Annotated in this window: 21 protein-coding genes and 1 tRNA gene; 10 read left to right on the top strand and 12 right to left on the bottom strand. The window is 69.6% G+C overall.

Translation table 11 applies throughout. The features are described 5' to 3' along the window. The first annotated feature begins 17 nt into the window (after positions 1-17). From MAA44156_RS00490 to MAA44156_RS00475, 4 genes are all read left to right on the top strand, one after another. Positions 18-1,004 carry an LLM class F420-dependent oxidoreductase gene (locus MAA44156_RS00490; protein WP_003877040.1) on the top strand — a complete coding sequence of 329 codons (987 nt, stop codon included), beginning with the start codon at positions 18-20 and terminating at the stop codon, positions 1,002-1,004. Positions 1,005-1,029: 25 nt separating this feature from the next. Further along, positions 1,030-1,584, top strand: a complete 555-nt coding sequence (locus MAA44156_RS00485) for a type 1 glutamine amidotransferase domain-containing protein (RefSeq protein ID WP_019733206.1) — start codon at positions 1,030-1,032, stop codon at positions 1,582-1,584. Positions 1,585-1,694: 110 nt separating this feature from the next. Then, positions 1,695-2,384, top strand: coding sequence for a HemK2/MTQ2 family protein methyltransferase (locus tag MAA44156_RS00480; protein WP_023880415.1), 690 nt, complete (start codon positions 1,695-1,697; stop codon positions 2,382-2,384). Further along, complete coding sequence (locus MAA44156_RS00475) at positions 2,381-2,626, top strand: CDGSH iron-sulfur domain-containing protein (protein WP_003873325.1); 246 nt, start codon at positions 2,381-2,383, stop codon at positions 2,624-2,626. Before MAA44156_RS00480 ends, MAA44156_RS00475 begins: the two co-directional genes overlap by 4 nt. On the opposite strand, the gene MAA44156_RS00470 is transcribed toward MAA44156_RS00475, so the two are convergent. From MAA44156_RS00470 to MAA44156_RS00445, 6 genes are read right to left on the bottom strand one after another with little or no spacing between them, the layout of a single operon-like run. Beyond that, positions 2,562-3,593, bottom strand: coding sequence for an iron-containing redox enzyme family protein (locus tag MAA44156_RS00470; protein ID WP_011723554.1), 1,032 nt, complete (start codon positions 3,591-3,593; stop codon positions 2,562-2,564). The two genes, MAA44156_RS00475 and MAA44156_RS00470, sit on opposite strands and share 65 nt — an antisense overlap. A 42-nt stretch (positions 3,594-3,635) precedes the next feature. After that, on the bottom strand, positions 3,636-5,846 hold the full coding sequence (locus MAA44156_RS00465) for a SpoIIE family protein phosphatase (RefSeq protein ID WP_003873323.1): 2,211 nt from the start codon (positions 5,844-5,846) through the stop codon (positions 3,636-3,638). Continuing rightward, positions 5,843-6,415 (bottom strand): SpoIIE family protein phosphatase, encoded by a 573-nt coding sequence (locus MAA44156_RS00460; protein WP_009974681.1) that lies wholly within the window; start codon positions 6,413-6,415, stop codon positions 5,843-5,845. Before MAA44156_RS00460 ends, MAA44156_RS00465 begins: the two co-directional genes overlap by 4 nt. Positions 6,416-6,461: 46 nt before the next feature. Then, on the bottom strand, positions 6,462-6,872 hold the full coding sequence (locus tag MAA44156_RS00455) for an anti-sigma regulatory factor (RefSeq protein ID WP_003877046.1): 411 nt from the start codon (positions 6,870-6,872) through the stop codon (positions 6,462-6,464). Beyond that, a complete protein-coding gene (locus tag MAA44156_RS00450) occupies positions 6,862-7,251 on the bottom strand; it encodes an STAS domain-containing protein (protein ID WP_003873320.1) in 390 nt (129 codons plus the stop codon). Before MAA44156_RS00450 ends, MAA44156_RS00455 begins: the two co-directional genes overlap by 11 nt. Before the next feature lie 22 nt (positions 7,252-7,273). Further along, the gene (locus MAA44156_RS00445; protein ID WP_003873319.1) at positions 7,274-8,176 is read right to left on the bottom strand and encodes an STAS domain-containing protein; all 903 of its coding nucleotides are present in this window, start codon (positions 8,174-8,176) and stop codon (positions 7,274-7,276) included. A 197-nt stretch (positions 8,177-8,373) separates the two neighbouring features. Between MAA44156_RS00445 and MAA44156_RS00440 the strand changes: the two genes are divergently transcribed. Together MAA44156_RS00440 and MAA44156_RS00435 are read left to right on the top strand one after the other, a co-directional pair. Continuing rightward, entirely contained in the window at positions 8,374-8,715 is a 342-nt protein-coding gene (locus MAA44156_RS00440; RefSeq protein ID WP_003877048.1) for an STAS domain-containing protein, read from the top strand. Between the two features lie 33 nt (positions 8,716-8,748). After that, positions 8,749-9,270 (top strand): DUF6328 family protein, encoded by a 522-nt coding sequence (locus MAA44156_RS00435; RefSeq protein ID WP_003877049.1) that lies wholly within the window; start codon positions 8,749-8,751, stop codon positions 9,268-9,270. Between the two features lie 10 nt (positions 9,271-9,280). On the opposite strand, the gene MAA44156_RS00430 is transcribed toward MAA44156_RS00435, so the two are convergent. Next, positions 9,281-9,985, bottom strand: a complete 705-nt coding sequence (locus MAA44156_RS00430) for an HAD family hydrolase (protein WP_009974682.1) — start codon at positions 9,983-9,985, stop codon at positions 9,281-9,283. A gap of 144 nt (positions 9,986-10,129) precedes the next feature. Here MAA44156_RS00430 and MAA44156_RS00425 point away from each other — a divergent pair, with 144 nt between their 5' ends. From MAA44156_RS00425 to MAA44156_RS00415, 3 genes are all read left to right on the top strand, one after another. Beyond that, positions 10,130-10,447: a hypothetical protein gene (locus MAA44156_RS00425; RefSeq protein ID WP_009974683.1), complete on the top strand. Its 318-nt coding sequence runs from the start codon at positions 10,130-10,132 to the stop codon at positions 10,445-10,447. A gap of 122 nt (positions 10,448-10,569) precedes the next feature. Further along, positions 10,570-10,872, top strand: a complete 303-nt coding sequence (locus tag MAA44156_RS00420; protein ID WP_003873314.1) for a DUF4193 domain-containing protein — start codon at positions 10,570-10,572, stop codon at positions 10,870-10,872. A gap of 102 nt (positions 10,873-10,974) precedes the next feature. Further along, on the top strand, positions 10,975-11,568 hold the full coding sequence (locus MAA44156_RS00415) for a restriction endonuclease (protein WP_009974684.1): 594 nt from the start codon (positions 10,975-10,977) through the stop codon (positions 11,566-11,568). Between the two features lie 49 nt (positions 11,569-11,617). Here the strand turns inward: MAA44156_RS00415 and MAA44156_RS00410 are convergent, their stop codons facing one another. Then, positions 11,618-12,307: a GAF and ANTAR domain-containing protein gene (locus tag MAA44156_RS00410; protein WP_009974685.1), complete on the bottom strand. Its 690-nt coding sequence runs from the start codon at positions 12,305-12,307 to the stop codon at positions 11,618-11,620. Positions 12,308-12,542: 235 nt separating this feature from the next. Between MAA44156_RS00410 and MAA44156_RS00405 the strand changes: the two genes are divergently transcribed. Next, positions 12,543-13,121 carry a TIGR03086 family metal-binding protein gene (locus MAA44156_RS00405; protein WP_224110930.1) on the top strand — a complete coding sequence of 193 codons (579 nt, stop codon included), beginning with the start codon at positions 12,543-12,545 and terminating at the stop codon, positions 13,119-13,121. 17 nt (positions 13,122-13,138) lie between these two features. On the opposite strand, the gene MAA44156_RS00400 is transcribed toward MAA44156_RS00405, so the two are convergent. The 4 genes from MAA44156_RS00400 to ponA2 all read right to left on the bottom strand — a co-directional run bounded on the left by MAA44156_RS00400 (position 13,139) and on the right by ponA2 (position 17,874). After that, a tRNA-Pro gene (locus MAA44156_RS00400) sits at positions 13,139-13,212 on the bottom strand. Between the two features lie 61 nt (positions 13,213-13,273). After that, complete coding sequence (gene cds1 / locus MAA44156_RS00395; protein ID WP_009974687.1) at positions 13,274-14,377, bottom strand: L-cysteine desulfhydrase Cds1; 1,104 nt, start codon at positions 14,375-14,377, stop codon at positions 13,274-13,276. Then, positions 14,374-15,387 (bottom strand): metallophosphoesterase, encoded by a 1,014-nt coding sequence (locus MAA44156_RS00390; protein ID WP_023880413.1) that lies wholly within the window; start codon positions 15,385-15,387, stop codon positions 14,374-14,376. Before MAA44156_RS00390 ends, cds1 begins: the two co-directional genes overlap by 4 nt. 57 nt (positions 15,388-15,444) lie before the next feature. Further along, positions 15,445-17,874, bottom strand: a complete 2,430-nt coding sequence (gene ponA2, locus MAA44156_RS00385; protein WP_010948847.1) for a transglycosylase/D,D-transpeptidase PonA2 — start codon at positions 17,872-17,874, stop codon at positions 15,445-15,447. Positions 17,875-18,181 lie beyond the last annotated feature (307 nt).

Genomic DNA, 18,181 nt, shown 5'->3' with positions numbered 1-18,181 from the left:
CGGGTATCCCGGTGCGCATGACGAATTTTGGCTACACTTTGATGACCGAGCAGAGTGGACCCAAAGAGCTTGTCCGGTACGCGATTTCGGCCGAAGAGCGCGGTTTCGACTTCCACGTGTGCAGTGACCACTTCTCACCGTGGCTCACCTCGCAGGGACACGCGCCCAACGCCTGGGCGGTGCTGGGCGCGGTGGCGCAGGCCACCGAGCGGGTCGACCTGTACACCTACGTGACGTGCCCGACGATGCGCTATCACCCGGCCATCGTCGCCCAGCAGGCGGCCACCGTGCAGATCCTGTCCGACGGCCGGTTCACCCTGGGCCTGGGCAGCGGCGAAAACCTCAACGAGCATGTCGTCGGCAAGGGCTGGCCGACCATCACCCGCCGGCAGGACATGCTGCGCGAGGCCATCAAGATCATCCGGGAGCTGTTCGGCGGGCAGCTGGTGGACTTCACCGGCGACTATTTCCGGGTCGACTCCGCGCGGCTGTGGGACGTGCCCGACGTGCCGGTCGGCATCGGGGTGGCCATCGGCGGCACCCGGGCGGTCGACAAGTTCGCCAAGCTGGCCGACCACCTGATCGCCACCGAACCCAACGCCGACCTGGTCGACGCCTGGCACGGCGCCCGTCAGGCCGCCAACCTCGCCGGTGGCGGACGGGTGGTCGGGCAGATCCCGGTGTCGTGGGATCCCGACCCCGACACCGCCGTCAAACGCGCGCACGACCAGTTCCGCTGGTTCGCCGGCGGATGGAAGGTGAACGCGGACCTGCCCACCCCGGCCGGGTTTGCCGGCGCCACCCAGTTCGTGCGCCCCGAGGACGTCGCCGACGCCATTCCCTGCGGTCCCGACCTGGACGCGATCGTCGAGGGGGTCCGGCCGTACTGGGAGGCCGGGTTCACCGACATCGCGCTGGTCCAGATCGGCGGGGACACCCAGGAGAGATTCCTCAAGGAAGCCGCCGAACCGCTGCTGGCGGCGCTGCGCGATGCGGCGAAGTAGCGGCGAACGAGAAAGGGGAACCGAGATGTCAAATGAGTTGCAAGGCAAGAAGATAGCGATCCTGGCGGCCGACGGGGTGGAAAAGGTGGAGCTGGAGCAGCCGGCGGCGGCGCTGCGCGAGGCCGGCGCCGGCGTCGAGGTGGTCTCGCTGCAGGACGGCGAGATCCAGGCGCGCAACCACGACCTGGAGCCGGCCGGCACCTTCACCGTCGACCGCAAGGTGGCCGACGCGTCGGTCGACGACTTCGACGGCCTGGTGCTGCCGGGCGGCACCGTCAACCCCGACAAGCTGCGCCTGGACGACACCGCGGTCTCCTTCGTGCGGGACTTCGTCGGATCCGGCAAGCCGGTGGCCGCCATCTGCCACGGACCCTGGACGCTGGTGGAAGCCGGTGTGGCAGCGGGCCGGACGCTGACCTCCTATCCCAGCATCCGCACCGATCTGCGCAACGCGGGCGCCCACGTGGTGGACGAGGAGGTGGTGGTGGACGGCAACCTGATCACCAGCCGCTCGCCGAAGGACCTGCCGGCGTTCTGCTCGACCATCCTGGCGCAATTCGCGGGCGCCACCACCGGTTAGCCGTCAACACTTTTCGGCTGGTCCGTTTGAATGCGGTGGTTTGCGGGCATTATCCACGCCAAGCCGTGAGATCAGCGGCGCTCCTTGTAAGGGTTCTCGAAAGGCCAACAGTGACAACCACCTACCCCGAGCCCGCTGTGTTGCCCGCCCACAATGTCTATCAGCCGCAAGAGGATTCCCGGTTGCTGGTGGACGTGATGCACGGCACCGGTCTGATCCCGGGACGGCGCGTGCTGGACCTGTGCACCGGCAGCGGGTTCGTCGCGATCGCCGCGGCGGAGATGGGCTGCGCCAGCGTCACGGCGTTCGACAAATGCCCGCACGCCGTGCAGTGCGCCCGGGAGAACGCCGCGCTGGCCGGGGTGGACGTCGACGTCCGGGAGGGGTCGTGGCTCGCCGCGGTGGATTGCGCGCCGTTCGACGTCGTGGTGTCCAATCCGCCCTACGTGCCCACCCCGCCCGGCGCCGTGCTGGACGAGCTCGGCCCGGTGACCGGGCCGTCGTGGGCGTGGAACGCCGGCCGGGACGGCCGGCTGGTCCTGGATCCGTTGTGCGAGTCGGCGCCGAAGCTGTTGCGCGACGGCGGATCGCTGCTGCTGGTGCACTCGGCGCTGGCCGGTGTGCAGCAGTCGCTGGATTCCCTGAAGTGGGCCGGAATGGATGCGAAAGTCATTGCCTCCAAATGGATCCCGTTCGGTCCGGTGATGTTGTCTCGGGCGCACTGGCTGGAGGACGTCGGCCTGATCCCGCGCGGGCGCCGCGAAGAGGAGCTGATCGTGATCCGGGCGGAAAAGCGATGAGCCCCACCAGGGTTCAGGTGGTGCCCAACGGACCGGTGCTGGTCTCGGGGCCGGTGCGCATCGAGATGCCCGGCGGCGAGGTGGTCGAGTCGGACCGTTTCATGGTGGCGATCTGCACCTGCCGGCGCAGCCGCCGATATCCGTTGTGCGACACCAGCCATCGCCGATGCCGCCAGCTCAAGGACTCGGCCGGTCCAGCGGCCGCCGCAACGACGACCGACCCTGCTGCCACGACGCCATGATCGTGTCCGCCAGGCGGTCCTCGACCGCCGCGTGCGCGCGGATCCCGAAGACGACGTCGCGCTGCAGCTCCGGTTCGCGCGCCACCAGATCGCCGACCACATCGAGGCGCACCACCTGCTCGTGCACCGCATCCGCTTCCACGTGCTCGCTGTAGAACGTGATGCAGGCCGGCGGCGCCTGCATGCGCTGCAGGGCGCGCACCATGCGCGCCGATCCCGGCGGGGAGGTGATCTCGGTGGCGGCGAAGTGCCCGATCGCGGCGCCGCGCAGCGCGCGGTGCAACCCGAACAGCGACATGAGGTTGACCACCGCCAGCGACTCGGCGGGCACCGCGTCGATGTAACCCCAGTAGGTGGTGTCCAGGCCGGCGGCCGCCAGCAGATCGGCGAACAGCTGCTGGTGCAGGCGCGGGCCCTGGCCGGCGCCGTACTCGTCGAACTCGACCGCCACGAACGCCGCCTTGGCGGTGCCCGTCAGCCGGGGGATGGCCCAGGCGTGCGGGTCGCCCTCCTTGAGGTGATACAGCGAGCGGTGCACGAAGTACTCGCACATCTGCTGCCAGCTGCCGCGGTCGCGCAGGTGATACGACGGGCCGGTGCCCTCGACGGGCTCGGCCGCGATCGCGTCCATCTCGTCGGCCGCCGTCCGGTCGGGGTCGATGGGTCCGACGTCGCGACGCACACCGGCCAAAAACACCCGTTCCAGCTCGGCGCGCAGCGCCAGCAGCGCCGGATTCCACTCCCATGCGGGGTCGACGCCGGTGAAGCCGCGGTAGTGCAGCTCGTAGCACATGGCCAGGGCCAGCTGCAGATCCAGCCCGTACGGGTCGGAGTCACGCACCGACGCCCCGATGCGCGCCAGGTGGTCGACGGACGGGGGCCCGGTCAGCGCGCAGCGGACGGCCGTCGACAGCGGCCCGTGCGCGGACGGCAGGACGGGTTGCGTCGGGATCGATGTGCGGGTCACGCCGGTGACTACCCGTTTCGGAAGCCGGTTAATCGAAGCCGGTCATTCGGCGGGCCGCCGGAACGTGATGTCGGCGACGGTGCCGGTGGCGCTGGTCCGCAGTTCCATGGCCTGGCTGAGCGCCTTCATCAGCGGCAACCCCCGCCCGCTGTTGACCGGATTGGCCGCCGGCGTCTTCCACGAACCGTAATCGGTGATGCGGGTGTGCACTTCGCCCTCGCCTAGGCGGGCGTCGAGCACCATGGTGCCGGCGACGAAACCCCGGTAGGCGTGCTCGACGCAGTTGGTGCAGGCCTCGTTGACCACCAGCACGATGTCGGCGGCCAACTCGCCGGTGATGCCGGCGGCGCCCAGCCAGTCCGCCAGCCGGTGCCGGATGCGGACCAATTGGTCTGCGGTGGCGGCGGTTTCGATGCGCAACGGTGACTGCTGATGCCGGTAGATCACCATCGCCACGTCGTCGTCGTAGCCAGCGGCCGGGGCCAGCTCGCGCAGCACCTCGTCGGCGACGGTGTCCAGGGGCAGCGTCATCGTCTGCGCCAAAACCTCTGCCGCACGGCCGATTCCGTCGTCGATCGGCTCGTGCTTGCGTTCCACCAGCCCGTCGGTGAACAGCATCAGGGTCGACCCGGGCGGCAGCAACCGGGTGGCCTGGGGGCGGGGGTCCTCGCGGCGCACGGCCAGCGGCACCGAGGCGGCGTCGGTCAACAGGGTCGTCGTCCCGGGCTCCGGTCCGGCCAGCACGGCCGGCATGTGCCCGGCGTTGCTGTACTGCAGCACGCCCGTCTCGGTGTCCAGGATCGCGAGAAAAACGGTGGTGCAGTAGGCATTCGGGATCAGCGACGCCGCCGAGTCGAGTTGATCGAGCAGCACCGCGGGCTCGGCGCCGTTGATCAGCAGCGCCCGCGCGGAACTGCGCAGCTGTCCCATGATCGCCGCGGCCGGCAGGCCGCGGCCCACGCAGTCGCCGACGACGATGCCGATCCGGTGGTCGCCGATCGGCAGCACGTCATACCAGTCGCCGCCGATCTCGAGCGGCGGCACCGCGGGCTCGTAGCGCACCGCGAATCCGGGTGGGGGCTGCACCGGCGGCAGCATGGCGCGCTGCAACGTCAGCGACGTCTCGCGGGCGTTCTCGAACTGGCGGACGTGCTGCAGGGCCAGGCTGAGGTGCCCGATCAGCACGGTGACCAGCAGCCGGTCCTCCCCGCTGACCCAGCGCGGGGTGCGCAACTCCAGCCACAACGCCAGGTCCCCGGCCCCGGAGAGCACCGCGACCAATCCCCGTGATTTGCCCGGATTATCCGGGTGATCAACGGTTTTCGCCGTCAACGGCAGCTGATGGCGCGCCTCGGCGAAGGTGTCGCGCAGCCACGGATCCAGCTCGCGCCACGACGACGCCGCCGGCCGGCCGGCCACCTGGACCGCCGGGTCGCCGTCGCCGCTGGGCCAGGACACCGCGACCACCCGCTGCACGTCGATGGCCGTGCTGCACTCGTCGAGGGTGATGGACAGCAGCTCGTCCACGCTCTTGGCCACCGCCACCGCGGTGGCCAGCCGCAGCACCGCGCTCTCCCGGGCGGCGAAGGCGCGCTCGGCCGTGACGTCGCGGATGGTGCCGACGTAGGCGTCGCGGTCGCTGCCGGAATCCTTGACCGCGTTGATGCTCACCTTCACCCAGGCCAGATGCCCGTCGGCATGGCGAATCGGTGTCTCGTACTCGGCGCTGCCGGTGCGCAGCACGACGCCGATCTGTTCGCTCGCGGTCTTGGGGTCGACCAGCCACGGGTGCGGCCACCGGTAGGGCAGGCCCTCGGCGGGGAACCCGAGGATCTCGATGAAGGCGTTGTTCACCTCGATCACCGAACCCTCGTGGTCGGCGACGAAGAACCCTTCCTGCAACGAATTCACCAGTGCGTTGCGGAATTTGTCGCGGTCGGCCAGCCCCTCGGCGCGGGCCCGCTGCTCGGCATAGCGCCGGTTGCCATCGATGAATCCCCGGGTCGCGACGTCCAGCGGGACCAGCAGCTGCAGCAGGAACTCCAGCGCGATCGGCGCGTCGATGCGCACGTCCTGCGAGATCTCGAAGACCAGCCGGACGTGCTGCTCGATGATCTCGAGCAGGCTGATCTGCTCCTGCAGGGCGCGGCGGCCCAGCTCGTGCCCCACCGCCAGGCTGGCCTCGTCGCGGCTCGCCAGATAGGCACGCAGCGCACGGGCGTACTGATCGTGAAAGTCGTTGTCATCACTCATGTCGAGGCTCCCCGGTGCCGGGCGGCCAGCACCATGGCGTCGTCGGTCTCCTTGGCGTCCTTGCCCAGCAGGCCTTCGGCGATGGCGAGGGCGGGGGCGGCGAAGTCGATGTGGTCAAGGTAGTCGTCGATGATCCCGTCGGTGCGCATCACCAGCAGGTCGCCGGGCCGTATCGAAACAACTTGCGCTGGGCGGATTTCCGGTATCCGGTAGCCGACGATGCCCCCGGCCAGGCGTGCGCTGGACCGGACTTCGGTGCCGGTGGGCGCCTTGGCCACCAGATGCGCGGTGACGTTGCCGACCCCGGCCCAGGTCAGCGTGTTGGCCGCAAAGTCGATCCGCGCCAACGTCATTGCCACGCCCCGGGTGCCTTCCAACGCGCGATGGCAGAGCTGGATCAAGACTTCGATGGGTTCGGCGCCCGCGGCGGTCACCGTGTCGACGGCGCGCAGCGCGGCTTCCGCCGCGGGCGGCCCGTGACCGAGACCGTCCACCAGTGCGAACAGCGCCGCCTCGCCGTCGATGTCGACGGCGATACCGCGGTCGCCCGAGGTGTATTCGCTGGGCAAAGGCCTTCCGGCCCTTGCCCATTCGATGGGTCCGAACCGGCCGCTGTCACGCACGAGGGGGGACCCATTTCCACATTTCGATGACCGTTCCCTGGCCCAGGGTGGACTCGACCACCAGCCGGTCCATCAGGCGGCGGGCGCCCGGCAGGCCCATGCCCAGCCCGCGGCCCGTCGAGTAGCCGTCCTCCATCGCGCGTTCGATGTCGGCGATGCCGGGACCCTCGTCCTCGGCGCGCACCACCAGCGCCTTGCGGCCTTCCCGGTCGGCGACGGCGACCCGGACGGCGCCGCGGCCGGCGTAACTGGTGATGTTGCGGGCGATTTCGGAGATCGCCGTGGCGATCATCGTGACGTCGGTCAGGGAGAATCCTAAGTCAAGTGCGAGCTGGTGTCCGGCTTTGCGGGCTTCGACGATGTCGTCCGGGTTGTCGATGGCGACGACGATATCAGCCGCCACCGTCGCGCCCGATCGTCGGTTTCCGTTGCGCCAGTTGGCGATTCAGTAGCGCGATGCCCTCTTCCAGGTCCAGCGCGGTGTTCATGTCGTCGAAGGCCAGGCCCAGCTGGACCATCGCGAAGGCGACCTCGGGCTGCAGCCCGACGATCACCGTGTCCGCGCCGCGCAGCCGGGTCATGTGCGCGATGGTGCGCAGCGACCGGGCCGCGAACGAATCCATCACGTCGATGGCGGTGACGTCGACGATGATGCCCTGCGCGCGGAACCGGCTGACCCGCTCCATCAGGTCATAGCGCAGCCGTTCGGCGTCGGAGTCGGACAGCGCCGCCTGCACCGAGGCGATGAGGATCGCACCCTGTTTCAGGATCGGTACGGGCATGGGGCGCTCGGGTTCCTAACCGTCACCCGGTTTGCTCGCCGGTACGAGTCACCTCGTAGCCCAGGAGCCGCTCGGCCTCCTCGATGCCGCCCTGCAGGTCACCGACGGCGTTCATCTTGGACAGATCCAGACCGATCGTCACCAGCGTCAGCGCGATCTCCGAGGACAGGCCGGTGATGATCACGCTGGCGCCCATCAGCCCCGATGCGTCCACCGTCTGCACCAGGTGGTTGGCCACCGTGGAGTCGATCGTCGGCACACCGGTGATGTCGATGACCACCACCTTGGCCCGGTTGGCGCGGATGGCCCGCAACAGCTGTTCGGTGACCTGGCGGGCGCGCTGCGAATCCAGCACGCCGATGATCGGCAGAATCAGCAGCTGCTCGCGCACCTGCAGCACCGGCGTGGACAGCTCGCGGATCGCCTCCTGCTGCTGGCGGATGATGCGCTCGCGTTCCTGCACGAACGACACGGCCACGGTGTTGGCGATCCGGTTGGCCGCCGGCTCGTAGGCGTCGAGCACCCGGTTCAGCATCTCGAACTCGGTCTGGTACTTCTCGAACAGCGAGCGGGCCAGCACGTCGCGCAGCAGCAGCACGATCCCGACCACCTCGTCGGTCTCCACGCCCCGCGGGATGATGCGTTCGGACAGGTCGCGCGCATAAGCCTGCAGCGCCTCGACGCTACCGGTCTCGAGCACCTCGACGTAGTTGTCGTAGACGGCCGTCGCCTCGGAGAAGAGCTCCTCGGGCGTCATCGCGGTGAGCAACTCGGCCTCGGTGATGCGGCGGGCCCACTCCTCGCGCAGGATGGTCCGATTCTGCCGCAGGTGTTGAACCAGCTGCGGGAGCAGCCCCTCGCTGGAGATACCGACGGTCTGCGCTGCGGTGCCGGTACTGTTGAAATCCGACGGCGAATCTGACATATGGCCGCCCAAGGCCTTCCGAGCCGAGTCGCGCCCCACGGTGCGCAGTTGCCTTTTGCGAGACTAGCCTGGCTTGTCGCGGGGCACGTGTAGAGGGCATATTCTTCTCGCAGTTCGCCAATCCAGGCTAGGGTTGAACCACGCCACGGTCCCGGGACAAAGGATTGCCATTGTCAGCTCCTGATTCGATTACCACGTTGGTTGAGGACCACGACGGGGTTTCCGTGGTCAGCGTCAGCGGAGAAATCGATTTGGTCACGGCTCCGGCCCTGGAACAGGCCATCGGCGCGGTCGTCGCGGACAGCCCCCCGGCGCTGGTCATCGACCTGTCCGCGGTGGAGTTCCTGGGCTCGGTCGGGCTGAAGATCCTGGCCGCCACCTACGAGAAGCTGGGCAAGGAAACCGGGTTCGGCGTGGTCGCCCGCGGCCCGGCCACCCGCAGGCCGATCCACTTGACCGGCCTGGACAAGACCTTCCCGCTGTATCCGACGCTCGACGACGCGTTGACCGCGGTGCGGGACGGCAAACTCAACGGCTGACCCCCCGGCGTCGGTTGGCTGCTATGGATTCGGTTGGCTGACAACGTGTCTGGCGGAGATGTCGACGATCCGCAGGAAGACCAGCGGTGGGACCGCCGCGAACGCGGCGAGACCGAAGTGCAACGGCTGGACCGCAATTGGAACAGCCTGCTGCAGGAGCTGCGGGTGGTCCAGACCGGGGTGCAGCTGCTGACCGGCTTTTTGCTGACGCTGCCGTTCCAGCAGCGTTTCGACGTGCTGGGCCCGCCGATGCGGGTCGCCTACCTGGCCACCGTGGTGTTCTCGGTGTGCGCGACCGTGTTGCTGATCGCGCCGGTGGCCATGCACCGGATCCTGTTCCGCCGCCACCGGCTGCAGGTGCTGGTCTCGGCGGCGCACCGATGCGCCTACGCCGGGCTGGGCGCGCTCGGCCTGGCGCTGATCGGCGTGACCACCATCATCTTCGCCGCGGTGGCCGGGCGGAACGTGGGCCTGGTCGCCGGGGCGTGTGCGCTGCCGCTGTTCGTGCTGTTCTGGTTCGTGCTGCCGCTGCTGCTGCGCACCCGCGGCATGTGACGGCGGGGGCTCAGCCGCAGCGCGCCAGCGCGGCGATCCGGGTGGACTTGAGGTGATCGAGCAGGTCCTGCGGGTCGGCGAAGACCGGGTCGGCGCCGGCCGCCCGCAGCTCGTCGCGGGCGATGCCGCCGCTGCACAGCCCGATGCACGCCAGCCCGGCGCCCCGCGCGGCGTGCGCGTCCCAGACGGCGTCGCCGACGAAGACGGCCTCCTCGGCGCGCGCCCCGGCGCGGTCCAGGGCGACCCGCACGATGCCCGGCTCGGGTTTGGCGGTGTCGACATCGCGGGACGACGTGGTCGCGGCGATGACGTCGTCGCAGTCGAGCACCTTGCGCAGGATCTCCAGTTCGTCCTCGGGCGCCGAGCTGGCCAGCACCACCTGCAGTCCCAGGTCGGCGACCCGGCGCAGCAGGGCCCGCGCCCCCGGTAGCGGCTTGAGCAGCGGCGTCAGCTCCCGGTAGTAGCGGCTGTGCCTGTCGCGCAGCCGCTCCCCGACGTCGTCGGGCGCGTCGCCGGACAGCGTCCGCACCAGGGTGCTGCCGTCCATGCCGATGCAGCGGTGGATTTGCCAGGACGCGACGGCGATGTCCTCGTCGTCGAACGCGCGCTGCCAGCTGTGCACGTGCAGGTAGTTGGAGTCCACCAGGCTTCCGTCCACGTCGAACAGGACGGCACCCGCCCCGGCGCTCAGCGCAGGCTCCGCGGTGTCATGCATCCGGCATACCCGGCACGGGCCCGGCTGACACGCCGGCGTTTAGCTCCCCGGACGGCGGGTACGCACTGCGGAGATCCGCCCTGATGCCCCGAGTGCCGCTGTGCCACGCGAATACCGCTGGCACACAATGATTCTCGACGAGGAATGACGTTGGACCACCGCAACAGCGACCCAGTCGATCACGCGCGCACCTTCCGCCAGCACGCCGGCGAAACCTTCACCTACGGCGCCAATGTGCCCGGATTGGCCGGTTCGGCGGTGGCGGTCGTCGCCATGACCGTCGGCGTGTTCGCCGTGGCGGCCGGACACCTGACCGGCGGCGCCATCGCCCTGATCGTGGCCGCGGTGGTGGGCGCGGTGAGCGCGGGCTGGCTGCTGCGCACCCACCGCAAGGTGCGCGACGCCGAACTGCGCTGGCACGCCGCGCATTCCGACCGGCCGCCACCGCCGCCCAGCAGCTGAGCGGCGCCGGGTGAAATTTCTGCGCCGAATCGGTGTAAGGCGTGCGCGGACGGGGTACTGCCTGCGCCACGGGTGAGGACAGCGAAAGTGCGTCAACCCGTTCCGAGCAGGAAGGAACTCCGATGGCGACCACCACTGACTACGACGCACGCCGCGTATCCGACAACGACACCCCGGACAAGTCCTCGCTGCGCGAGCTGGCACCCGCCCTGCACGGGGCCGGCACCACCGTCGTCGACGACGACCCCGACGACGTCCACTTCTTCGAACTCCCCGGCGCCGACCTGTCCGGCGAAGAGCTGTCGGTGACCGTGATCCCGCAGCGCGCCGACGAGTTCACCTGCTCGAGTTGCTTTTTGGTGCAGCACCGCAGCCGGTTGCGGCGCTCCGCCGCAGGGCTGCCGGTCTGCGCCGACTGCGCGTAACGCGCGGCGGCCCGCCGTGCCCGCCCCGGGCGGCTGCGCCGATTTGTCACACGGTTGCGCTACGTTTTCGGGCAAAGCCGGCCGCGTAGACGTTGAGGGGTCATGGACAAGGCACTCGGGGCGCTGCTCCTGTTGGGGCTGGGCGTGCCTTGGTATTTCACCCAACACACCACCGGCAGCCTGCCCGCGGGTTGTGCGGCCGGGCTGGCCGGCCTGGCCGCGGCGGTCGGCGCGCTGTGGTGGCTTTCCCTGCAGCGGGACCGGTTGCGGGCCGACGCCCACCGCCGCCGTGACGTCAAACACGCCCGCGCGGGGTTGCGTGCCATCGACCGGATGTCCGGCGCGGAGTTCGAGGACTTCGTCGCGGCCCAGCTGCGCGTCGCCGGCTACGTCGTCACCCCGACGGCGGGCACGGGCGACTTCGGGGTGGACCTCATCGCCAAGAAGGACGGCGTCCGCATGGCGGTCCAATGCAAAAGGCTGGCGAAGGCCGTCGGGGTGGCCGCCGTGCAACAGGTCGTCGCCGGGGCACGCCAGCACGGCTGCGACCGCACGGTGGTGGTGACCAATCAGACGTTCACCAAGGCGGCCCGCCGGTTGGCGATCACCCACCGCTGCCGGCTGGTGGGGCGGACCCAGCTGCGCAGCTGGACGCGGGTCGCACCCATCCCGGTGCGGGGTCCGCGGGTGTCGTGAACGCCGTTGCGCCACAAAGACTTACGCGATTTCAGGCACCCGGGCCGCCTCATCGTTGGGTGGTGTCGTCGATGACGCGGCGGGCGATGTCGCGCAGCGGGGTGTTCATGCTCTGCGAGAGTTTGATCAGCGTGTTGAACGCGGTTTCGTCGTCGAGCTCGTAGCGTTCCATCAGGATGCCCTTGGCCTGTCCGATCATGTCGCGGGTGCTCAGTGCCTCCTTGAACTGCTGGGTTCGCACCACGTTGCTCCACGCCAGCGAGCCCAGCGTGGCGAACAGGGCGGCCATCCGGCGGGAGTCGTCCGAGAAGGCGTGCGGGCGTTCGGCGTAAAAGTTCAGCGCCCCCATGCTCAGCTCGCCGGCGTACATCGGCAGCGACAGGATGCTGCGGATCGGGGTGCGCGCCAGCGCGTCGGCCTGGTACTTGGGCCAGCGTGAGTCGGTCCGCAGGTCGTCGACCACCACGACCTTGCGGGTCCAGGCGGCATGCAGGCAGGGCCCTTCCAGATACCGTTGCTGGAACTCGTCGAGCAGCCGGGCGCAATCGTCGGTGACCGAGGGCGTGCTCACCTCGTTCTGCCGGCTGGTCACCGTGATCCCGGCCTCCTGGGCGCCCGGCACCCACCGGGCCGACGCGGCGGTCAGGTCGTCGAGCACCTGCGGAAAATCCGCGGTGTCCGCCGAGTAGATGGCGCGCAGAACGTCGTTCAGCAGGGTGAGATCGTCAAAATTGGTCACTGAGTGTCGCCCTCATGAGTTCGAGACCGGTGGCAGGCAATACCCGTGCCGTTTTGAGCAGCCTGCGGTCCCGCGAGGCAATCACGTGCAGTGTTTGACGGCGACGAATGTCAATGCTGTTTGCTCAGCATTACGGTGAGATCCACTATATCGCCAGGGTTTCGGGAGTTTGCGGGGGATACCCGCAGCGCGATTCGCGGCGATGCTGTCGGTGCCGGCGCCTACGCTGCGCCTCATGACCGAACGCATTGATCTGATGGCCGACAAGGCTATCGGGCTGCTCATCGACTCCGTGCGGCAGGTCCCGCCGGCGGGTTGGGAGCGCCCGTCCAACCTCGCGGGGTGGAGCGTGCGTGATCTGGTGGGGCATGCGACCGGGAGCGCGGCCAAGATCGTCGCGCTCGTGGCGGGCGAACAGATCTGGCAGGGCCCGTCCCGGCCGTCGGAGTGGCTGCGTGACGATCCGGTGCGATATCTGCGTGAGCTGGCGGACCGACTGCGCGCCGCCCTGCCGGCGGCGGACCTCGATGCGCCGCGGACGTCCCCGCAGGGTGAGGTCCCGCTGCGCCGGGCGCTGATCTTTCCGGTGTGCGACCTGGCCCTGCACAGCTGGGACATCCACCGCTGCCTCGGCCGACAGGTCGAGCTGCCGCCCGACCTGCTCGCGCTGTGCCAGGGCCTCGTCGAGTCGCTGCCGGAGGAGATGCTGCGCCGGCCGGGGGCTTTCGGGCCGGCCCAACCCGCGCCGGAGAATTCCTCGGCGACCGCCAGGCTGATGGCCTTCCTCGGACGGTCGGTCGAACCGCCCAGCTGACCCTTGAATCACACGAGTCGGGGTGGCGGGATTTGAACCCACGGCCTCTTCGTCCCGAACGAAGCGCGCTACCAAGCTGCGCCACACCCCGCTTGAAGCTCCGACAGCCTATCGCACCGGGCTGGCGGCTGGCCAAACCGCGGTATGCCGGGTCACTGCCACGCGCAGCTGCGCTCGAATTCGGCCAGCGCCGCGGCCGGTCCGGCCGGATCCAGCCCCTGCGCCGCCACCCACTCGTCGTCGAAGTAGGTGTCGGCGTACCGGTCGCCGCTGTCGGCAAGCAGCGTGACCACCGAACCGCCGCGGCCCTGCGACACCAGCTCGGCCAGCAGGCCGAACGCCCCCCACACGTTGGTCCCCGTCGAGGGCCCCACCCGCCGGCCCAGCACGGCGCTGACGTGGCGGGCGGCGGCGACCGAGGCCGCGTCCGGCACGGCGACCATGCGGTCGACCACGCCGGGCAGAAACGACGGCTCGACCCGCGGCCGGCCGATGCCCTCGATCCGCGACGACCGGGACGCCACCACGTCGTCCCGGCCTTCGGCGTAGGCCGCGAAGAACGCCGAGTGCTCCGGGTCGACGACGCACAGCCGGGTGGCGTACCGCCGGTAGCGGATGTAGCGGCCGATGGTCGCGCTCGTCCCGCCGGTGCCCGCGCCGACCACGATCCAGGCCGGCACGGGGTGCTTCTCGTCGCGCATCTGCTCGAAGATCGACTCGGCGATGTTGTTGTTGCCGCGCCAGTCGGTGGCCCGCTCGGCGTTGGTGAACTGGTCCAGGTAGTGCCCGCCGGTCTGCCGGGCCACCCGCTCGGCCTCGGCGTACACCTGGCTGGAATCCGCGACGAAATGGCAACGGCCGCCTTGTGATTCGATCAGCGCCACCTTGGCCGCGCTGGTCGACTCCGGCATCACGGCGACGAACGGCAGCCCCAGCAGGGCCGCGAAGTAGGCCTCGGACACCGCCGTCGACCCCGACGACGCCTCGACCACCGTGGTGCCCTCGCCGATCCAGCCGTTGCACAGCGCGTACAGGAACAGCGAGCGCGCCAGCCGGTGCTTGAGGCTGCCGGTGACGTGCGTCGTCTCGTCCTTGAGGTACAGCGCGACGTCGGCGTCGCCGGCCCAGGCCGACGGCAGCGGGTAGCGCAGCAGATGGGTGTCGGCGCTGCGCCGCGCATCGGCCTGGATCAGCCGGATCGCGTTGTCCGTCCAGTCGCGTGGCAGGTTGCGGACCGCGATCCGGGTCCGCGTCACCGCACCGAAGCTGTTGGCTGCGAACGGCTCAGGTCGCTGACCGCGTCGCGGTCGCCCATCGGGGTGGCGATCAGCGTCAGCAGGGTGGCCTCCGGCCGGCAGCAGAACCGCACCGGCGCGTACGGCGAGGTGCCCATGCCCGCGGAGACGTGCAGCTGCATGTGCGCGCCCCAGCGGGACGGCCCCTTCGCGCGCGAGCGGTCCAGCCCGCAGTTGGTCACCAGCGCCCCGTAGAACGGCAGGCACACCTGGCCGCCGTGGGTGTGCCCGGCCATCACCAGTTGGTAGCCGTCGGCGGCGAACCGGTCCAGCACCCGCGGCTCCGGCGAATGCGTCAGCGCCAGCCGCAGGTTGGCCGCCGGGCTGGCCGGCCCCGCGATGGTGTCGTAGCGGTCCCGGTCGATGTGCGGGTCGCCCACGCCCGCGGCCGCGACGTGCAGGCCCGCCACCTCGAACTCGCGCCGGGTGTGGGTGAGGTCGAGCCAGCCGCGCTCGGTGAACGCGGCCCGCAGGTCCTGCCAGGGCAGCGGCTCGCCGCGGACCCGGTGCGACGGATTGGTCACGTAGTTCATCGGGTTCTTCAGGTGCGGGCCGAAGTAGTCGTTGCTGCCGAACACGAAGACGCCCGGCCGCGACAGCAGATCCCCCAGCGCCTGGATGACGGCCGGCACCGCCTTCGGGTGGGCCAGGTTGTCGCCGGTGTTGACCACCAGATCCGGTTCCCAGCCGGCCAACTCGCGCAGCCACGCCTGCTTGCGGCGCTGGCCGGGCGTCATGTGCAGGTCGCTGATGTGCAGCACCCGCAGCGGTGTCGAGCCCGGACTCAACACGGGCATGGTGATCTCGCGCAGCACGAACGCGTTGCGCTCGATGATCGCGGCGTACCCCAGGCCGGCGACCGTCGAACCGAGCGCCGCCGCGCCGGTACGCAACAGGATGGGCAGGGCTCGGCGCCGGCCGCGAGGCGGCCCGGAGCGGCGCCGGGCAATCGAGACGTGAGCATCAGCCATGAATCGCAGCCTACTGCCGGTCGCCGACTGGCCGCGTAACCCGCGCGTCATGGCCCGTTACGGCGGCGGCTGCCCGGGCGCCGGCGGCGGTGGCGCCAGCAGCGGAATGGTGATCGGCGGCAGCCCCGGAATCTCGACCACCTGCGAACCGACCGGCGGGGGCGCGCCCTCCGGCGGTGGCGGCGGGGCCGGCGGGATGCCGTTGCTGACCTGAATGGTGATGATCGACCCGGGAATCGTCGCGCCGCTCGGTGTCGTGCCGACCACCTCGCCCTGCTTGGCGCTGCTGTTGACGAAGTTGTTCTGGTCGGCGACCTGGAAACCCGCCTCCTTGATGCGCTGCCGCGCCGCGTCGATGTCCAGGCCCGCCACGCTGGGCACCCGCGACCCCGGCGCGCCGTCCACGTAGCGGGGGTCGGTGGGCGGCAACTGCACCGGACCGAAATTGGTGGCGATCGGCTTCATCGCGGTGAACCAGGTGCGGGCCGGCTCGTTACCGCCGTACAGGTCGCCCTCGCCGCAGTGGCGCAGCGGGGCCGAACACAGGTCCGTCGGATTCGGCGAGTCGTCGTAGATGTAGTTGGCCGCCGCGTAGTGGTTGGTGAAGCCGACGAAGCCCGACGACCGGTGGGCTTCGGTGGTGCCCGTCTTGCCGGACATGGGCAGGTCCCAGCCCGCCGCGCCGGCCGAACCGGCCGCCGTGCCGCCGCCCACCGCGTCCTTGCTCATCGCGTTGGCCATGGTGTTGGCCAGGCCCTCGGGCACCACCTGATCGCAGGTCTCGGTGGTCACCGCCACCTCGTTGCCCTTGCGGTCGATCAGCTTGTCGATCGGATTGGGCGGGCACCAGGTGCCGCCGGAGGCCAGCGTGGCCGCGACGTTGGACAGCTCCAGCGCGTTCACCTCGATCGGGCCCAGCGTGAACGAGCCGATGTTCTGGCGTTTGACGAAGTCGGCCAGGCTCTCGTTGCTGTCCGGGTTGTAGTCGCGGGCGGTGCCGGGGTCGGCGTAGGAGCGCAACCCCAGCTTGATCGCCATGTCCACCGTGCGCGTCACCCCGACCTGCTGGATCAGTTTCGCGAACGCGGTGTTGGGCGAGGTGGCCAGCGCCTCGGTGACGTTCATCGAGCCCTTGTAGTTGCCGGCGTTGACCACGCACCAGGTGTCCTTCGGGCAGCCCTTCGCGCCGCCGCTCCCCATGCCCTTGGCCTGGAACCGGCCCGGCACCTCCAGCGTGGCGTTGATGCCCATGCCCATGTCCAGCGCCGCGGCCGTGGTGAAGATCTTGAACACCGATCCCGCGCCGTCGCCGACCAGCGAGAACGGCTGCGGGCGCATGGTCTGCCCGGCGTCGACGTCCAGGCCGTAGGTGCGGTTGCTGGCCATCGCCATCACCTTGTGCGACGTCTTGCCGGGCTGGATCACGCTCATCACGCTCGAGATGCCGGGCAGCGTCGGGCTGGCGAACTTGTCGATGGCCGCCTTGACCGGGATCTGCACGTCGGGGTCCAGCGTCGTCTTGATCAGATAGCCGCCCCGGGCCACCTGCTCCTTGCTGATCCCGGCGCGGGACAGGTACTCCTGCACGTAGTCGCAGAAGTACGCCCGGTCACCGGCCGCGATGCAGCCGCGGGGCAGCTCGTTGGGCTGCGGCAGGATGCCCAGCGGCGCGGCCTTGGCGGCGCGCAGCGCGTCGGCCTCCTGCGGGATGTTCTCGATCATGGTGTCCAGCACCAGGTTTCGGCGGGCCAGCGCGCCTTCGGGGTTGGTGTAGGGGTTGAGCGCGCTGGTCGACTGCACCATGCCCGCCAGCAGCGCCGCCTGCTGCCAGTTCAGGTCGGAGGCGTTGATGCCGAAGTAGGTCTGGGCGGCGTCCTGCACGCCGAACGAGTTGTTGCCGAACGACACCAGGTTCAGGTACCGGGTCAGGATCTCGGGCTTGGTGAAGGTCTTGTCCAGGGTCAGCGCCATCCGGATCTCGCGCAGCTTGCGGGCCGGGGTGGTCTCCACCGCCGCCCGCTTCTCGGCGTCGGTCTTCGCGGTCACCAGCAGCTGGTAGTTCTTGATGTACTGCTGCTCGATGGTGGACCCGCCGCGGGTGTCGACGTCGCCGCGGGCGTAGCCGGCCAACCCGGTCAGGGTGCCTTTCCAGTCCACCCCATTGTGGTCGGCGAACCGCTTGTCCTCGATGGACACGATCGCCAGCTTCATCGTGTTGGCGATCTTGTCGCTGGGCACCTCGAAGCGGCGCTGCGAATACAGCCAGGCGATGGTGTTGCCCTTGGCGTCGACCATCGTCGACACCGCCGGCACCTCGCCCTCGAGCAGCTGCGCCGAGCCGTTGGCGACCACTTCCGAGGCGCGGTTGGACACCAGTCCTATTCCGCCGGCGACGGGAAACAGCAGCGCGGTGGCCACCACACTGGCCAACAAACAGAACCCCGCGAGCTTCAAAACCGTGAGCGCGGCCGGGGGGCGGTCTGACATGGCTACTACAGTAGCGGCCCGCAGTCACGCCGCCACGCTGCAAGTTCACCGATTAATCGGGCCGATCGGGGGGCCGGCGGCGCGGGCGCTGAGCAGCACGAAAATTTGCAGTTGCGTCAGCGATCCGGATCGAACATGGTGTGCAAGATCACTTCTTCGCCTATCCTTCGGAGCGAGACGGGACGCCCGTCCCAAAAAAAGCGTTATCGGACTGTTGCGCAATTGGCAGCTGACCACCTAACTTAGACACACGGTGAGATTCAGGTAACACCGAAGCACACAGTGTGGCGTAGATCGCAAGGGTTGG

It is taken from the genome of Mycobacterium avium subsp. avium (assembly GCF_009741445.1).
Taxonomy (GTDB): domain Bacteria; phylum Actinomycetota; class Actinomycetes; order Mycobacteriales; family Mycobacteriaceae; genus Mycobacterium; species Mycobacterium avium.
This window is presented reverse-complemented; position numbering and strand designations above follow the sequence as displayed.

Coding starts and splice junctions, on each gene's coding strand:
- MAA44156_RS00490 (WP_003877040.1), top strand. CDS start 18: ATGACGAATTTTGGCTACACTTTGATGACCGAGCAGAGTGGACCCAAA.
- MAA44156_RS00485 (WP_019733206.1), top strand. CDS start 1,030: ATGTCAAATGAGTTGCAAGGCAAGAAGATAGCGATCCTGGCGGCCGAC.
- MAA44156_RS00475 (WP_003873325.1), top strand. CDS start 2,381: ATGAGCCCCACCAGGGTTCAGGTGGTGCCCAACGGACCGGTGCTGGTC.
- MAA44156_RS00465 (WP_003873323.1), bottom strand. CDS start 5,846: ATGAGTGATGACAACGACTTTCACGATCAGTACGCCCGTGCGCTGCGT.
- MAA44156_RS00450 (WP_003873320.1), bottom strand. CDS start 7,251: ATGCCCGTACCGATCCTGAAACAGGGTGCGATCCTCATCGCCTCGGTG.
- MAA44156_RS00445 (WP_003873319.1), bottom strand. CDS start 8,176: ATGTCAGATTCGCCGTCGGATTTCAACAGTACCGGCACCGCAGCGCAG.
- MAA44156_RS00430 (WP_009974682.1), bottom strand. CDS start 9,985: ATGCATGACACCGCGGAGCCTGCGCTGAGCGCCGGGGCGGGTGCCGTC.
- MAA44156_RS00425 (WP_009974683.1), top strand. CDS start 10,130: ATGACGTTGGACCACCGCAACAGCGACCCAGTCGATCACGCGCGCACC.
- MAA44156_RS00420 (WP_003873314.1), top strand. CDS start 10,570: ATGGCGACCACCACTGACTACGACGCACGCCGCGTATCCGACAACGAC.
- MAA44156_RS00415 (WP_009974684.1), top strand. CDS start 10,975: ATGGACAAGGCACTCGGGGCGCTGCTCCTGTTGGGGCTGGGCGTGCCT.
- MAA44156_RS00405 (WP_224110930.1), top strand. CDS start 12,543: ATGACCGAACGCATTGATCTGATGGCCGACAAGGCTATCGGGCTGCTC.
- MAA44156_RS00390 (WP_023880413.1), bottom strand. CDS start 15,387: ATGGCTGATGCTCACGTCTCGATTGCCCGGCGCCGCTCCGGGCCGCCT.
- ponA2 (WP_010948847.1), bottom strand. CDS start 17,874: ATGTCAGACCGCCCCCCGGCCGCGCTCACGGTTTTGAAGCTCGCGGGG.